Annotated in this window: 16 protein-coding genes; 7 read left to right on the top strand and 9 right to left on the bottom strand. The window is 52.7% G+C overall.

The window, feature by feature from the left end:
- Positions 1-22: 22 nt before the first annotated feature.
- The 3 genes from HVX72_RS09110 to HVX72_RS09100 all read left to right on the top strand — a co-directional run bounded on the left by HVX72_RS09110 (position 23) and on the right by HVX72_RS09100 (position 2780).
- A complete protein-coding gene (locus HVX72_RS09110) occupies positions 23-943 on the top strand; it encodes a Kdo(2)-lipid IV(A) acyltransferase (protein ID WP_042283799.1) in 921 nt (306 codons plus the stop codon).
- Positions 944-1102: 159 nt separating this feature from the next.
- On the top strand, positions 1103-2323 hold the full coding sequence (gene mdtG / locus HVX72_RS09105; RefSeq protein WP_181823036.1) for a multidrug efflux MFS transporter MdtG: 1221 nt from the start codon (positions 1103-1105) through the stop codon (positions 2321-2323).
- A gap of 82 nt (positions 2324-2405) precedes the next feature.
- The gene (locus HVX72_RS09100; protein WP_181823256.1) at positions 2406-2780 is read left to right on the top strand and encodes a MysB family protein; all 375 of its coding nucleotides are present in this window, start codon (positions 2406-2408) and stop codon (positions 2778-2780) included.
- Here the strand turns inward: HVX72_RS09100 and HVX72_RS09095 are convergent, their stop codons facing one another.
- The 3 genes from HVX72_RS09095 to mdoG form a co-directional block, all read right to left on the bottom strand.
- Positions 2781-3008, bottom strand: coding sequence for a YceK/YidQ family lipoprotein (locus HVX72_RS09095; protein WP_060571361.1), 228 nt, complete (start codon positions 3006-3008; stop codon positions 2781-2783). It abuts the gene before it with no gap.
- 106 nt (positions 3009-3114) lie between these two features.
- The gene (gene mdoH, locus HVX72_RS09090) at positions 3115-5643 is read right to left on the bottom strand and encodes a glucans biosynthesis glucosyltransferase MdoH (protein ID WP_181826347.1); all 2529 of its coding nucleotides are present in this window, start codon (positions 5641-5643) and stop codon (positions 3115-3117) included.
- A complete protein-coding gene (mdoG, locus tag HVX72_RS09085; protein ID WP_082636903.1) occupies positions 5636-7171 on the bottom strand; it encodes a glucans biosynthesis protein MdoG in 1536 nt (511 codons plus the stop codon). The genes mdoH and mdoG overlap by 8 nt, the downstream gene beginning before the upstream one ends.
- 278 nt (positions 7172-7449) lie before the next feature.
- Here mdoG and mdoC point away from each other — a divergent pair, with 278 nt between their 5' ends.
- Positions 7450-8610 (top strand): glucans biosynthesis protein MdoC, encoded by a 1161-nt coding sequence (gene mdoC, locus HVX72_RS09080; RefSeq protein ID WP_181823035.1) that lies wholly within the window; start codon positions 7450-7452, stop codon positions 8608-8610.
- An 11-nt stretch (positions 8611-8621) separates the two neighbouring features.
- Here the strand turns inward: mdoC and HVX72_RS09075 are convergent, their stop codons facing one another.
- From HVX72_RS09075 to csgB, 6 genes are all read right to left on the bottom strand, one after another.
- Positions 8622-10103, bottom strand: coding sequence for a phospholipase D family protein (locus HVX72_RS09075; RefSeq protein ID WP_082636899.1), 1482 nt, complete (start codon positions 10101-10103; stop codon positions 8622-8624).
- A complete protein-coding gene (gene ymdB, locus HVX72_RS09070) occupies positions 10045-10578 on the bottom strand; it encodes an O-acetyl-ADP-ribose deacetylase (protein WP_060571364.1) in 534 nt (177 codons plus the stop codon). The genes HVX72_RS09075 and ymdB overlap by 59 nt, the downstream gene beginning before the upstream one ends.
- Before the next feature lie 89 nt (positions 10579-10667).
- On the bottom strand, positions 10668-10991 hold the full coding sequence (locus tag HVX72_RS09065; RefSeq protein WP_042284734.1) for a type 1 fimbrial protein: 324 nt from the start codon (positions 10989-10991) through the stop codon (positions 10668-10670).
- 152 nt (positions 10992-11143) lie between these two features.
- Complete coding sequence (csgC, locus tag HVX72_RS09060; RefSeq protein ID WP_042283815.1) at positions 11144-11476, bottom strand: curli assembly chaperone CsgC; 333 nt, start codon at positions 11474-11476, stop codon at positions 11144-11146.
- A 59-nt stretch (positions 11477-11535) separates the two neighbouring features.
- Positions 11536-11994 carry a curli major subunit CsgA gene (csgA, locus tag HVX72_RS09055; protein WP_042283817.1) on the bottom strand — a complete coding sequence of 153 codons (459 nt, stop codon included), beginning with the start codon at positions 11992-11994 and terminating at the stop codon, positions 11536-11538.
- Positions 11995-12034: 40 nt separating this feature from the next.
- Positions 12035-12490 (bottom strand): curli minor subunit CsgB, encoded by a 456-nt coding sequence (gene csgB, locus HVX72_RS09050; RefSeq protein ID WP_042283819.1) that lies wholly within the window; start codon positions 12488-12490, stop codon positions 12035-12037.
- Between the two features lie 762 nt (positions 12491-13252).
- Here csgB and csgD point away from each other — a divergent pair.
- From csgD to csgF, 3 genes are read left to right on the top strand one after another with little or no spacing between them, the layout of a single operon-like run.
- Positions 13253-13903, top strand: a complete 651-nt coding sequence (csgD, locus tag HVX72_RS09045) for a biofilm master transcriptional regulator CsgD (RefSeq protein ID WP_181823034.1) — start codon at positions 13253-13255, stop codon at positions 13901-13903.
- 3 nt (positions 13904-13906) lie between these two features.
- Positions 13907-14296, top strand: coding sequence for a curli production assembly/transport protein CsgE (gene csgE, locus HVX72_RS09040; RefSeq protein WP_181823033.1), 390 nt, complete (start codon positions 13907-13909; stop codon positions 14294-14296).
- A gap of 25 nt (positions 14297-14321) precedes the next feature.
- A complete protein-coding gene (gene csgF / locus HVX72_RS09035) occupies positions 14322-14738 on the top strand; it encodes a curli production assembly/transport protein CsgF (RefSeq protein WP_060571367.1) in 417 nt (138 codons plus the stop codon).
- Positions 14739-14754 lie beyond the last annotated feature (16 nt).

The raw sequence follows: 14754 nt of genomic DNA, 5'->3' as shown, positions 1-14754 counted from the left end.
TTACGTTCACAACAGGAATAAGATGACGAATTTACCTAAGTTCTCCGCTGCATTACTGCATCCACGGTACTGGTTAACCTGGCTCGGTATTGGCGCACTTTGGTTGGTCGTGCAGTTGCCCTACCCGCTGATCTATCGTACAGGACACGCGATGGGACGTCTGGCGCTTCGCCTGATGAAGCGCCGTGCGAAAATTGCGTATCGCAATCTTGAGCTCTGCTTTCCGCAGATGAGCGAACAGGAACGCCACGAGATGGTGGTCAAAAACTTTGAATCAGTCGGCATGGGTGTGATGGAAACCGGCATGGCGTGGTTCTGGCCCGATCGCCGCGTATCACGCTGGACGGAAGTGATCGGTATGGAACATATTCGCGACGTTCAGGCACAGCAACGTGGCATTCTGCTGGTGGGGCTGCACTTTCTGACGCTGGAGCTGGGCGCGCGGCAGTTTGGTCTACAGGAGCCAGGAATTGGCGTTTACCGACCAAACGATAATCCGCTGATTGACTGGCTGCAAACCTGGGGCAGGATGCGCTCCAATAAATCTATGCTCGATCGCAAAGATCTGAAAGGCATGATCAAAGCGCTGAAGAAAGGGGAAGTGGTCTGGTACGCCCCGGATCACGACTACGGCCCGCGCGCCAGCGTGTTTGTGCCGCTGTTCGCCGTCGACCAGGCCGCCACCACTTCGGGCACCTGGATGCTTTCGCGCATGTCCAACGCCTGCCTGGTGCCGTTTGTGCCGCGACGGAAACCTGACGGTAAAGGGTATCAGCTTATCATGCTGCCGCCGGAATGCTCGCCGCCGCTGGATGATGCGGAAACCACCGCCGCCTGGATGAACAAAATTGTGGAAAAGTGCATCATGATGGCGCCTGAACAATATATGTGGCTGCATCGCCGCTTTAAAACGCGCCCTGAAGGTGTCCCTTCCCGTTATTGAGTGTTCTTTTCGCAGCCCGCTATGGGCTGCCTTCCCCCCCTCTTTTAGCTTTAAAAGCGCCTCACATTGCAGGGTTTCCGGGTCCGGAGCATACTTAAGTCACGTTAGAATAAATTGTTTTTTCATCCTGCGCTGCCGCGCAACAAACTGCGGATCGCTATGTCACCCTCAGATACACCAATAAACTGGAAACGCAATCTCACCGTCGCCTGGCTCGGCTGCTTCCTGACCGGCGCCGCCTTCAGCCTGGTGATGCCCTTTCTGCCGCTCTACGTCGAACAGCTCGGCGTAACGGGCCATAGTGCGCTGAATATGTGGTCCGGCCTGGTGTTCAGCATCACCTTTTTGTTTTCCGCCATCGCCTCGCCGTTCTGGGGAAGACTCGCCGATCGCAAGGGCAGGAAGATGATGCTGCTGCGTTCTGCGCTGGGCATGGCGATCGTCATGCTGCTGATGGGCATGGCGCAAAATATCTGGCAGTTTTTGGCACTGCGCGCCCTTCTGGGTCTGCTTGGCGGGTTTATTCCTAACGCCAACGCGCTGATTGCCACCCAGGTGCCGCGCAACAAAAGCGGTTGGGCGCTGGGCACGCTGTCAACCGGCGGCGTCAGCGGCGCGCTGCTCGGCCCGCTGGCGGGCGGTCTCCTTGCCGATCAGTATGGCCTGCGTCCGGTGTTTTTTATCACCGCCAGCGTCCTGCTGGTCTGCTTTCTACTGACGCTGTTTTTTATTCGTGAAAACTTCACGCCCGTCAGCAGGAAAGAGATGCTTCACGTTCGTGAGGTTGTCGCCTCGCTGAAGAATCCCAGACTGGTGCTCAGCCTGTTCGTCACCACGCTGATTATTCAGGTCGCGACCGGCTCAATTGCGCCAATTCTGACGCTATACGTACGCGAACTGGCGGGCAACGTCAGTAATATCGCGTTTATCAGCGGGATGATCGCCTCGGTGCCAGGCGTTGCGGCTCTGCTCAGCGCTCCGCGCCTGGGTAAACTGGGCGACCGTATCGGTCCGGAAAAAATCCTGATCGTCGCGTTAATTATCTCCGTTTTGCTGCTGATCCCAATGTCGTTCGTACAGACGCCGTGGCAGTTAGCGATCCTGCGCTTTTTACTCGGCGCCGCAGACGGCGCGCTGTTACCCGCAGTACAAACGTTGCTTGTCTATAATTCGACCAATCAAATCGCCGGGCGCATCTTCAGCTACAATCAGTCATTTCGTGATATCGGAAACGTGACCGGGCCATTAATGGGCGCGGCGATCTCCGCCAGCTACGGTTTTCGCGCTGTCTTTCTGGTCACGGCGGGCGTGGTGCTGTTTAATGCCGTTTATTCCTGGTACAGTTTGCGCCGTCGCGCCGTGTCGCGCGTGACTGGATGATTTTTCAGGATTCATCCTTGCAAAATCCCAGAATCAGCTATTCTTTCCCTGAATACTTCATCGCATTAAAGGGAGAAACATGATGACTATGTACGCAACGCTGGAAGAAGCCATTGACGCCGCCCGTGAAGAGTTTCTGGCTGACAATCCAGGCCTGGAACAAGATGACGCCAGTGTCCAACAGTTCAACGTGCAAAAATATGTGCTTCAGGATGGCGACATCATGTGGCAGGTTGAATTTTTTGCCGACGAAGGCGAAGAAGGGGAATGTCTGCCGTTGCTCAGCGGTGAAGCCGCGCAAAGTGTTTTTGACGGCGATTATGATGAGATTGAAATCCGTCAGGAATGGCTGGAAGAAAATACGCTTCACGAATGGGATGAGGGTGAGTTTCAGCTTGAACCGCCGCTGGATACCGAAGAAGGTCAGGCTGCGGCCGATGAGTGGAACGCGCGTTAATTAGTCATAGGGACCGTGATGCATGTCGAGCGGGAGCAGCAGGGTGTCAAACACCAGCGAGAACGGCAGATCGAGTATGGTAAGGTAGCGCCAGGCTGAATCCCGCACGTCCCATTGAACACCCGGATAGTACTGGTTACCGTGCCCCTGTCCGGGGATGGTCCGGCTGATGACGCTACCGCATCCAGACAACAGCATCACCATCATAGCCACCGCAATGACGCGCATAATCTCCCTCCCCACCCTTATTCTTCGTGGAAAAAAATACCGGCGCAAGCCGGTATTTAACACTGCATGATGCCGGATACGCGAAGCAGCATCCGGCAACAGCGCATTACGGTTTACGTAGCGCCTGCGGGTTAAGCGTAATCCCCTGATAATAATTTACCCAAGAGGAATATCGCTCAGGTGAATTCCACACCCGATAATGCAGGCGCGCCATCGTCACCGGATCGCTCAACAGCACCAGACGGCGGTCACGGTTGAGTTTTTCCGGCGTTTCGTTCAGCGCCTGCTCAACGTGGCGGTCACGGGCGATCTCCAGCACCTGGCTGGCGCGGTGACGCGCGGTCGCCATAGCGGTGGCGAGGGCGTTAAACGACGGGTTAAACACCGCATGCATAAAGCCATCATCCAGCGAACGGTTACGGTTCATCACCAGGTACTTATCGGTATCGACCAGCACCTGCGGCGGTGAATACTCTTCGGGGATCAGGAACAGCTTCCAGCGTTTGGTGCGCAGACCGACCGTCGAACGGCTGGATATCACCGACACGAACGGCGACAGGATCAGCGAGAACACAATCGGCGCCAGCCAGAACAGGAAGCGCAGATCCAGCCACGCCATGCCCACCGCCCAGACCAGACCGAGCAGCAGTTGCGAACCGTGGCGCATAAACGCCTCGCCCCACGGGGTAGAGTCATCATCACGCTGCGGCGAGTTCCAGACCACTTCCCATCCCAGGAAGGCGCTGACCACAAACACGGTATGGAACAGCATACGCACCGGCGCCAGCAGCACCGAAAACAGCACCTCAAGCAGCAGCGACAGCGTGACCCGAATAAACCCGCCGTATTCTTTGGTGCCTTTACACCAGATAAGCAGAATACTCAGCAGCTTCGGTAAGAACAGCAGCACCATCGTGGAGGCAAACAGCGCAATCGCCAGTTCCGGACGCCACTGCGGCCACACCGGGAACAGCTGACGCGGTTGCAGGAAGTATTGCGGTTCCGTCAACGCGTGCACCACCTGAAGGGCCGTTGACAGCGCCAGGAACATAAACCACAGCGGCGCCGACAGATACGACATCACCCCGGTCAGGAACACGGCGCGATGCACCGGGTGCATCCCTTTTACCAGGAACAGACGGAAGTTCATCAGGTTGCCGTGACACCAGCGGCGGTCACGTTTCAGTTCGTCAAGCAGGTTCGGCGGCAGCTCTTCATACGAACCGGGTAAATCGTAGGCGATCCACACGCCCCAGCCTGCACGACGCATTAGCGCCGCTTCCACGAAGTCGTGAGACAGAATGGAGCCCGCAAACGACCCTTCGCCCGGCAACGGCGCCAGCGCGCAATGCTCGATAAACGGCTTCACGCGAATAATGGCATTGTGGCCCCAGTAGTGCGATTCCCCCAGTTGCCAGAAGTGCAGACCGGCGGTAAACAGCGGTCCGTAGACGCGCGTCGCAAACTGCTGGCAGCGGGCGTACAGGGTATCCATTCCGGAGGCTTTCGGCGATGACTGGATGATCCCGGCATTCGGGTTCGCTTCCATCAGACGCACCAGCCCGCTGAGACACTCCCCGGTCATGACCGAGTCAGCATCCAGCACCACCATATAGCTGTACTGGCTTCCCCAGCGACGGCAGAAGTCGTCAATGTTACCGCTTTTACGCTTCACACGACGACGACGGCGACGATAGAAGATCTGCCCTTCGCCCTGCACTTCGGCAATCAGCTCCATCCACGCCTTTTGCTCTGCCACGCAGATATCGGGGTTGTAGCTGTCGCTCAGAATGTAAACATCGAAATGCGCCGCGTTGCCGGTCGCCTTTACCGACTCCCACGTCGCCCGCAGACCGGCAAAGACGCGGTCCACGTCTTCGTTACAGATCGGCATAATCAGCGCGGTACGGTGTTCAGGGTTCAGCGGCTCATCGCCAACTGTGGACGCGGAAATACTGTACTTATCGCGGCCAATTAACAGTTGCAGGAACCCCATCAGCGCGGTCCAGAAACCCGCAGATACCCAACAGAACAGCACCGCGAACAGGATCAGGATCCCGGTTTGCAGCACATACGGCAGCAGCTGCATAAAGGAAACCCACAGGTCCTGCCCGACCATATCCATCGGATTGATCAGCGCCCAGCCCTGATAAGGAAGAATGGTCTTCATATACCAGGTGGCGACGACGGTCTGCGCCAGGGTCAGCAGTAGCAAAATGTAGCGACGAATCGTACCGACGGTACGCCATTTCTGCTCGCTTTCCTGCTCCTCGTTGGTCAGACGAGAAAGGTAGCGCGGCGTGACGTCACGGCCACGCAGACGATCCCAGAAGCGTCCAACCGGGTTAGTGCGCCACGGGTCGGGAAACATAGACGAACGTTTGGCTTTCGGCATGGCCTGGAGCTGATCGCGTCCTTCATCGTCTTTGATCAGTTGCCCTTCCGGCAGCGAATTCGGCCAGGCCTGCTCCAGGCGCGCTTTCACAGACCCCTGCGGTGAATCGTCTTCTCGCGAGTAACGGCGATGCTCGGCATCCAGCGCTTCATGCACTGCGCGGATGTCAGTGTTCGGCAGCGCCGCTTTCTCGATGTCCGAGAGCGGCATTGCATCAATGTACTCAGTTGTCTTATTCATTGGCAGGTAACTGGTAGCTCCAGGTTTCACTCAGCGTCTGGTCGGCGTTGACCAACGCCGCACGCATTTCCGTGGTTTTCTTCGCGTCTTTCACTTTTACGCGCAGCGTCAGACGCCACCCCTTGGTGACCGGGTTATAACGCACGGTATTTTCTACGATCTCGCCGTTGTCGCCGATGCTGGTTTGCGCGGTAACCGGGGTATCCTGCGGCAGCTTTTTCATGTCGGTGCCGGCAAAATCCACGATAAACGCGATGGTGCCGTCAGGCTGGCGAATGAGATTCGACTGTTTGACGTCGCCGGTAGAACGGCGCGTCTGCTGCACCCACGCGTTATCCGGCGCATGAAGTTTGTCTTCATCGCGGCTGAACGTCAGGGTGTATTTGAAGTTCATCTCTTTGCCCGCTTCAGGCAGTTGATCCGGAGTCCAGTACGCCACGATGTTATCGTTGGTTTCATCGTTGGTCGGAATTTCAACCAGCTCAATTTTCCCTTTGCCCCATTCGCCTTTCGGCGTAATCCAGGCGCTCGGACGCAGATCGTAGCGGTCGTCGAGATCTTCAAAACGGGAGAACTGGCGACCGCGCTGCAGCAGGCCAAAGCCCTGCGGGTTCTCCATCGCGAAGCTGCTCACCGCCAGATGTTTAGGGTTGTTCAGCGGACGCCAGATCCATTCGCCGTTACCCGCGTGGATCGACAATCCGTTAGAATCATGCAGTTCCGGGCGGTAGTTGGTGGTCGGCGACGGCTGGTTCGGCCCAAACAGGAACATACTGGTTAACGGCGCAACGCCCAGTTTGCCGACTTTGTCGCGCAGATATACTTTTGACTGGACGTCGACCACGGTGTCGCGCCCAGGAATGATGACAAAACGATAGGCGCCGGTCGCACGCGGGGAGTCCAGCAGCGCGTAAATGGTCAGGCGTTTGTCCGTCGGTTTTGGACGTTCGATCCAGAACTCACGGAAACGGGGAAATTCTTCGCCTGAAGGCAGCGCGGTATCAATCGCCAGCCCACGGGCAGACAGGCCATAAACCTGTCCGGCGCCCAGTACGCGGAAATAGCTCGCGCCAAGCATGCTGACGATTTCATCGTTTTTGTCTTTGCTGTTGATCGGGTACAGCACTTTAAAACCGGCGAATCCGAGATCCTTTACCGTGTCTTTGTCATGCTGTACGTTGCCAAAATTGAAGTAATCCGGGCTGTATTTGATTCTTTTAACCGTCGTCGCGGTCACTTCGTTGATTTTGACTGGGGTGTCGAAGTACATACCCTGGTGGTAGAACTCGAGCTTGAATGGGGTCTTGATATTGCTCCAGTAGGCTTTATCGCGATTAAACTGGATCTGCTGATAGTCCGCGTATTTCATATCGCGGAAAACGGAGGGCAAGTTGCTTTTTGGCGCCTCATAGCCTTTACCGGCTAAGGATTGCGCTTGTTTTGCGACGTCATCGATGGTGAAAGCCCAACCAGACGTGGTGGACAACGCGAACATGACGGCTGCACCCAACCAACGCATTTTCATCATTTGTGGTTTATGTTTCATAATAAGTAAGCACTTCCCCCTTTGTGTGCTTATATCGATCCGATCTATTTTAATGGATAATCAGGCATTAGGACAACTGAATCCCTGTATTGTTCAGCACGCTGGCTCATGCTTTAAGCATCCGTCTGAGCCTTTTTCACTTTGCGTGCTTATCCTGGAGACAGGCTGCTGTCCTTCGTGTAGGGTTGCCCCCGAATGTAACTATTATTCGTCTTAGGGATAAGGCGATTAGTCTGAGAATCTGAGAATACGAAACCTCTATGAATTCCGTACCCGCGCAGCGTGAATATTTTCTTGACTCCATCCGCGCCTGGCTGATGTTGTTGGGTATCCCTTTCCATATCTCGTTAATCTATTCCAGCCACACCTGGCACGTGAACAGCGCCGACTCGTCATGGTGGCTCACCGTGTTTAACGATTTTATCCATGCATTCCGTATGCAGGTTTTTTTCGTTATTTCAGGGTATTTTTCATACATGTTATTTTTGCGTTATCCGCTTAAACGCTGGTGGAAAGTGCGCGTTGAGCGGGTCGGCATTCCCATGCTGACCGCTATTCCGTTGCTGACGCTGCCGCAATTTATTATGTTGCAATATGTGAAAGGGAAAGCGGAAAATTGGCACTCGCTCTCTTTGTATGACAAATATAATACGCTGGCCTGGGAGTTAATTTCCCACCTGTGGTTTTTACTGGTTCTGATAATATTAACAACCGTAAGCCTGTGGCTATTTAGCCTGCTGCGCAATAAATGGACAGCGGCGAATAAAAATCGCCTCACCACCCTTTCGATGTCAAAACTGACGCTGATCTTTTTATTCACCGGAGTCGGTTATGCGGCAATCAGACGAACGATTTTTAGTGTTTATCCGTCGATTCTCAGTGATGGCATGTTCAATTTCGTCGTCATGCAAACGCTATTTTATGTGCCTTTCTTTCTCCTCGGCGCGCTGACGTTTATTTCGCCGGAACTCAAAGCGCTGTTCACCAGGCCGTCTCGGGGCTGCACGCTGGGCGCAGCCTTCGCCTTCGCGGCCTATCTGTTGAACCAGCGCTACGGCAGCGGCGACGCCTGGATGTACGAAACGGAGTACGTGATCACCATGGTGATGGGACTGTGGATGGTTAACGTGGTGTTTTCATTAGGGCATCGCTTACTCAATTTTCAATCCGCCCGTGTGACTTACTTTGTTAATGCTTCGTTGTTTATCTATCTGGTGCATCATCCGTTGACCCTGTTCTTTGGCGCGTATATTACCCCGCATATCACCTCCAATCTGCTCGGGTTCCTTTGCGGTCTGGTATTTGTGATAGGTATTGCGCTGGCGCTCTACGAAATTCATTTACGCATACCGCTGCTGAAGTTCCTTTTTTCGGGTAAGCCTGCGGTAAAACAGAGTAAAAACGCCAGCGTGGCGAATTAAAACCCGCCCGGTTACAGCAGCCATTCGACAGGCAAAATGGTCGCCAGTCGCACCAGAACCCGCTTCCAGAACCCGGTTGCGGGTTCTTTTTTTAGCACGACTTCCCGGTCGTTCTGGTGGTCGACCCAGTTAATGCGCCCCCAGCGATCGAGGCGCAACTGCCAGGCGGCGTTGCGCTGGCTTTCAGTAAAGCGTTTATGAATCAGGGTCGCCAGCGACTCGCTTTCGATAACAAACCCCATCTCGGTATTCAGCAGCGTCGAGCGCGGGTCAAAATTGAGAGAGCCGATGAACACGTTGCGCCCGTCAATACTGAAGGTTTTAGCGTGCAGGCTGGAGCCGGAATTACCGGTCAACCCCCGATCGTGCACCACCGTTTCGTGCTCCCGCGTAGGCTTGAGTTCGTACAATTCGACGCCATAGCGCAACAGTTTTTTCCGCCAGCGGGCGTAACCGGCATGGACCACGGCAACATCATTGGCCGCCAGCGAGTTCGTCAGAATCGCTATCCTGACGCCTTTTCTCACCAGTTGCAGCAGTTGGGCGACACCCGCCCGGGTCGGCACAAAATAGGCGGATATAATGTCAATCCGCTCCTCGGGCGATCCCATCACGTCGAATAATCGCTGCGGCAACAGCGAGTGACGCTGCGCTTTTCCCTCTCCTTTTGCCGGATCATCGCTAAGCAGCCGGGTTTTCGCCCAAATCAGCGGGAGCGAGGCGTGTTCAAGCTGCGACATAAACTGGCTGGTTTCCAGCTTATGCAGATAACGGCGCGTGATCTCATCGTTATACCAGGATTCCGGAAGCTCTATCCGTTCAGTGATCTCTTGCTCGGAAAGCGAAAGCACAGACTTGAGCGTCGAAACCGATCCGCAGCGCCAGTAGCGCTCGAAATCATCGGCAACATCCTGCACCACCGGGCCAATAGCCATTACGTCGAGATCGGAAAACAGCGGTTCCTGCCCGGCACCAAAATAGGCATCGCCAACGTTACGCCCGCCGACCAGCGTCACAACGCCATCCACGGTGAAGCTTTTATTATGCATCCGGCGGTTAAGTCTGGCGAAATCGGTCAGATAGCCCAGCGCCCGCAGCATGCGAAAGGAGAAAGGATTAAACAGGCGGACTTCAATATTCGGATGGCCGTCAAGCAGTTGCAGCGTATCGTCAAGGCCAGGCGTGTTGTTATCGTCCAGCAGCAGGCGGACGTGAACCCCGCGTCTCGCCGCCGCCAGCAGGACTGCGAACAGGAGTCGCCCTGACATATCATTTTCCCAGATGTAATACTGGATATCGAGCGTGCGCTCCGCCATTTCGGCCAGCCGATAACGGGCCGCAAACGCATCAAGGCTGTCGTCCAGCGCCAGGATGCCGCACTTCCCCGGATGACGCTCACATACAGGGATAATGGCATGCGCGAGCCGGGTCAACTCATTCGTCGCCTTGTTGGGTGAGTAAACGCTGGTAAAGTCGGGTAGTTTCTTCGTCATAACAGACAAAGTATATCTGCTCCGGTGAAGCGCGACGGGTGATGAAGTCTGAAACTGTGTTCACCGCAATTTCTGCCGCCGCCGCCCGCGGATAGCCATAGACGCCAGTGCTGATGGCCGGAAAGGCAATCGACTGATACCCATTCGCCAGCGCCAGATTCAGACTGTTGAAGTAAGCGTCATGCAGCAGTTGCGCTTCATTATGCTCACCGCCGCGCCAGACCGGGCCGACCGTATGTATCACCGCCTTCGCCGGTAGACGTCCTGCAGCGGTAATGACCGCGTGTCCGGTTGGACAATCGCCCTGCTGTTGCCGGACCTTCATGCAGGCCTCCAGCAGTTCCGGACCGGCTGCACGGTGAATGGCCCCATCAACCCCGCCGCCGCCCATCAGCGACGCGTTAGCGGCGTTAACGATCACATCAACAGCGACGGTGGTGATATCGCCGTGAATAACATGAATACGCGATTCCATAGGTTCTCCTTGCAGAACGTTCTTTTTCAAGTGTACAGCAGGCCACCCAGTGAAATCGCCTTTTTCGTGCAGAGATTCCGTTGTCATTGTTAACGGTAATTGATGTTCATCACCGCGAGCGTTTTGTTTTTATCAATGTACTGCATGTTGACAGACGCGATCTGTTTAAAATGGTGAGGGGCGTTGATCAATTCCTGTGGTGAATAGTACTGAGTGTGGATTTGCCCTCCGCGATTGCAGGACAGCGCAAAGCGGTGTTGAACGCGATCCACCTCGCATGGCGGCTCGACAATCTGACCGGTAAAACGTATGACGCCCCCCTGGTGGTCTGCATCAGCGATCGCGACGGCGGAAAAGAGAGAAAAGAGACTAAGAGTTAAAACGGTTTTTAGTACAGTGACAGAAAGCTGCATTGTGATTTCCTCAATGATCATTCATCCTTGAGGGTTATGTTTTCCCTTACTGCTGCGATTGCCGGGTACGGGAGTAACGCCATCTGCGTTACTCTATTCATAGTCCAGCAAATTCACCTCCGCCACTCAAAAATGTACAAATAATCAGCAATTTATGACGATGTCGCAGAGGGCGGCCATTGTTGTGATAAATGCAGTGACTGTCCGTCAGAAACAGTAACAACTATTTTAACGGTGTCCTGTGGTGAAATAGTTAAGCTCAGTTTCGTCAAATCAATGGCTTGATTAGCTGGTAAAGAAAGCGTCTTTTTTTGCGTTGACTGGCTTCGCCCGGCGAGGCCTTCCCGAAGGGTCAGAATTTGTATCTGGCAGAGACAGGGTTGCGTCAATGTGACCTGCGGAATAATGGTGTACATCTCGCCCTGTTGATGGGTGGAAAAGGTGATCTGGCTGGACAAGGCGGCCAGAAGAAGAACCGTTTGCATAGAGACCTCGCAAAAAAAACAGGGCTTACGCCCTGTTTATTGTTCAGCGACTGGCTGAATCAGTATTGGTTGGCCGTCGCGTTGTTGCCAAAGCCAGCCTGTGACACCAGCACGCTGGAATCAGACGCCGTCTGGTTCACCAGCGCAGCGTTCTGCCCACCATACTGGCTGACAGTAATATCCGAGTTTTTGGCGTTCCACTGATCGATGGTCGCGTTGTTACGGAATCCACTCTGGGTCAGATCGATGGTGCTGTTGTCAGCCCCCTGGCCGACGTCGGCGCCGTTAGCAACGCCATTTTGATGAATGGTGGTATCCGATTTACGCGCATCGCTTTGCAGAGCAAGCGCAGCGTTATTCACCCCGGACTGATATATGCTCAGGGTCGATTCCGGGCCAGAGCTGTTACCGTTGCCGCCGCCGTGATTACCGCCGCCACCCCATTGTGGAACGGAACCCGCCAGCGCACTGCCAGAAACGACGATTGCTGCAAATGCTGCCACTTGTACAAGTTTCATGGTAAACCCCCATCGGATTGATTTAATTGTCGCTCAGGTATTAGCGTTGAGTCACGCGAATAGCCATATGCGACTGTCTCTGCACAACAACTGCTGATTTCTGCGTACCGTATTGCGTAATATTCGCTTTATTACCCGAGCCTTTCTGGATAATCATCGCGCTATTGCCGTATTGATTTTGCGAAATACTGGCATCATTGCCCTGTCCCGTCTGATCGATATAAGCAATGTTATACGCTCCGGACTGTTCCACCTTTGCGCGGTTATTTCCGCCTTCTTGCGAAATAACCGATAAAAGTTTAGATCCCTGCTGGCGTATCTTTGCATTGTTCTCCGTACCGACCTGACCAATTATGGCAGCCTGATTAAATGAAGATTTGCTTAATTCATTCACCGCAAAGTTATATTCCGAACCAGCTAAGTCATAACTGGTCGCGGTGGCAATCCCAGGCGCGCCCAGCATTGTTAATATCGCAAATAAGACTGTCTTCTTCATGTTATCACCCTGGACCTGGCGTTATATCAATTCAATAATACCCGCAGGGATTATTGTTAACGCCAAACCTAATTTGTTAACGCCGCGTTACGATGAAGAGTATGTCCGGGGAAACATTTTAAATAACTCACCCACCAGTTGTATTTTGTTATCCTCGCTCACACCAAAGTATGAATTCGCATTGCGTCGGGTGTTTTGCTTCGTAGATTATTTTTTGCTTCATTTCGGCACCCTGAATGGTGCTGGCATTCATCGCTCTGGTGATCCCATTACTGGCGTTGTAAACCGTTAGGCACAGAAAAAGCTGAACAAGTCGTTACAGGCCCGCCGTTTTTCTGTGGTTTACGTTAATCGGCAAGCGCGATCGTCAAATTGGAATTGACGCAGAAAGAAACAATCCGTCATATCCGAGTTCATATCACTAAAAAACAACGGATTAAGCTAATTTGTATGATTTTTTAAATGTGTGCAATTATTTTCCCCTGTACAACTTTCCTCTCAATTCTGAACGTATAATTCAGCAGTAGATCATAAATTAATATATAATTTTACATCCTGTTACACGTTTAACACTTGCTTTAAGATTTGTAATAGCTAGATTGAAATCCAGCAGTCATTCATTGGTATTACTATTTTGTCCCATTCGGGCTGATTCTACTCTTTTTCTACACACAGCAGTGCAACATCTGTCAGTACTTCTGGTGCCTTCAATTTTTATCAGGCAGCTGTCAGATGTGCGACTAATAAAAGTGGGGTTTCATCATGTTTAATGAAGTCCATAGTATTCATAGTCCTACATTATTGTTAATAACCAAACCGTCCCTGCAGGCAACAGCTTTATTGCAACATTTAAAGCAGTCGCTGGCGATAAACGGGAAACTGCATAATATACAGCGTTCTCTGGAAGATATTTCGTCTAACGGTATTGTGTTAGTGGATATGATGGAAGCGGATAAGAAGCTTATTCACTATTGGCAGGATAATTTAAGCAGGAAAAACAACGCGATAAAAACGCTCTTATTAAACACGCCTGACGAATATCCTTTCCGGGATATCGAAAGCTGGCCGCATATTAACGGTGTGTTTTACATCTCCGACGATCAAGAACGCGTGGTGCACGGTCTGCAATGTATTCTTCGGGGCGAATGCTATTTTTCGCAGAAACTGGCCAGTTACCTCATTACCCATTCCGGTCATTACCGCTATAACGGTACCGAGTCAACGCTGCTAACGCATCGTGAAAAAGAGATCCTCAACAAGCTGCGAATTGGCGCTTCTAATATCGAAATCGCCCGCTCATTGTTCATCAGTGAAAACACGGTGAAAACGCATCTTTATAATCTTTTCAAAAAGATAGCTGTTAAAAACCGGACTCAGGCGGTGTCGTGGGCAAACGATAACCTCAGGCGCTAGCCCATGAAACGCGCAATAAGCTGGCTGATTATCGCACAACTTTTGCTTGCTAACGCGAACCTACAGGCTGTTGAAGTGGAAGTGCCCGGCCTGATCACGGACCATACCGTTTCGTCTGTCGGGCACGATTTTTATCGCGCATTCAGCGAAAAATGGGAAAGCGAGTATACAGGCAATTTAACCATTAACGAGCGTCCCAGCGCGCGCTGGGGAAGCTGGATCACCATAACGGTTAATCAGGACGTTATTTTTCAGACTTTTTTATTTCCAACGAAAAGAGATTTTGAAAAAACGGTGGTCTTTGCCCTTGCGCAAACGGAAGAAGCGTTAAACCGTCGGCAAATAGATAAAACGCTATTGAGCACCAGCGATTTAACACACGATGAATTCTAAATAACTTTCTTGTCCGGAGGCTGTCATGTCTGTCAAACATGCAGTAGTTGCACTCATGCTTATTTCACCCTTAAGTTGGGCCGGAAATATGACATTTCAATTCCGTAATCCCAATTTTGGTGGAAACCCTAATAACGGTTCTTTTTTACTGAACAGCGCACAGGCGCAGAATTCATACAAAGACCCAAGTTATGATGATGATTTCGGAATAGAAACGCCGTCCGCGCTGGATAATTTCACGCAGGCAATTCAGTCGCAAATTTTAGGTGGCTTACTTACCAATATCAATACCGGTAAGCCCGGAAGAATGGTGACCAACGATTTTATTGTGGATATCGCCAACCGGGATGGGCAATTGCAGCTAAACGTCACGGACCGAAAAACAGGCAAAACCTCGACCATCGAAGTGTCAGGTTTACAGTCGCAATCCACCGACTTCTAGGCATTAGCCGCGTAAG

The sequence above is a fragment of the Citrobacter sp. RHB21-C05 genome, assembly GCF_013889015.1.
GTDB classification, from domain to species: Bacteria; Pseudomonadota; Gammaproteobacteria; order Enterobacterales; family Enterobacteriaceae; genus Citrobacter_A; species Citrobacter_A sedlakii.
This window is presented reverse-complemented; position numbering and strand designations above follow the sequence as displayed.

What these genes read in the sequence shown, in the direction of transcription:
- csgD (WP_181823034.1), top strand. Translation starts at nt 13,253, where the DNA reads ATGTTTAATGAAGTCCATAGTATTCATAGTCCTACATTATTGTTAATA.
- HVX72_RS09075 (WP_082636899.1), bottom strand. Translation starts at nt 10,103, where the DNA reads ATGACGAAGAAACTACCCGACTTTACCAGCGTTTACTCACCCAACAAG.
- HVX72_RS09065 (WP_042284734.1), bottom strand. Translation starts at nt 10,991, where the DNA reads ATGCAGCTTTCTGTCACTGTACTAAAAACCGTTTTAACTCTTAGTCTC.
- csgB (WP_042283819.1), bottom strand. Translation starts at nt 12,490, where the DNA reads ATGAAGAAGACAGTCTTATTTGCGATATTAACAATGCTGGGCGCGCCT.
- mdtG (WP_181823036.1), top strand. Translation starts at nt 1,103, where the DNA reads ATGTCACCCTCAGATACACCAATAAACTGGAAACGCAATCTCACCGTC.
- ymdB (WP_060571364.1), bottom strand. Translation starts at nt 10,578, where the DNA reads ATGGAATCGCGTATTCATGTTATTCACGGCGATATCACCACCGTCGCT.
- csgE (WP_181823033.1), top strand. Translation starts at nt 13,907, where the DNA reads ATGAAACGCGCAATAAGCTGGCTGATTATCGCACAACTTTTGCTTGCT.
- mdoH (WP_181826347.1), bottom strand. Translation starts at nt 5,643, where the DNA reads ATGAATAAGACAACTGAGTACATTGATGCAATGCCGCTCTCGGACATC.
- mdoG (WP_082636903.1), bottom strand. Translation starts at nt 7,171, where the DNA reads ATGATGAAAATGCGTTGGTTGGGTGCAGCCGTCATGTTCGCGTTGTCC.
- HVX72_RS09095 (WP_060571361.1), bottom strand. Translation starts at nt 3,008, where the DNA reads ATGCGCGTCATTGCGGTGGCTATGATGGTGATGCTGTTGTCTGGATGC.
- HVX72_RS09110 (WP_042283799.1), top strand. Translation starts at nt 23, where the DNA reads ATGACGAATTTACCTAAGTTCTCCGCTGCATTACTGCATCCACGGTAC.
- mdoC (WP_181823035.1), top strand. Translation starts at nt 7,450, where the DNA reads ATGAATTCCGTACCCGCGCAGCGTGAATATTTTCTTGACTCCATCCGC.
- csgC (WP_042283815.1), bottom strand. Translation starts at nt 11,476, where the DNA reads ATGCAAACGGTTCTTCTTCTGGCCGCCTTGTCCAGCCAGATCACCTTT.
- csgA (WP_042283817.1), bottom strand. Translation starts at nt 11,994, where the DNA reads ATGAAACTTGTACAAGTGGCAGCATTTGCAGCAATCGTCGTTTCTGGC.
- HVX72_RS09100 (WP_181823256.1), top strand. Translation starts at nt 2,406, where the DNA reads ATGACTATGTACGCAACGCTGGAAGAAGCCATTGACGCCGCCCGTGAA.
- csgF (WP_060571367.1), top strand. Translation starts at nt 14,322, where the DNA reads ATGTCTGTCAAACATGCAGTAGTTGCACTCATGCTTATTTCACCCTTA.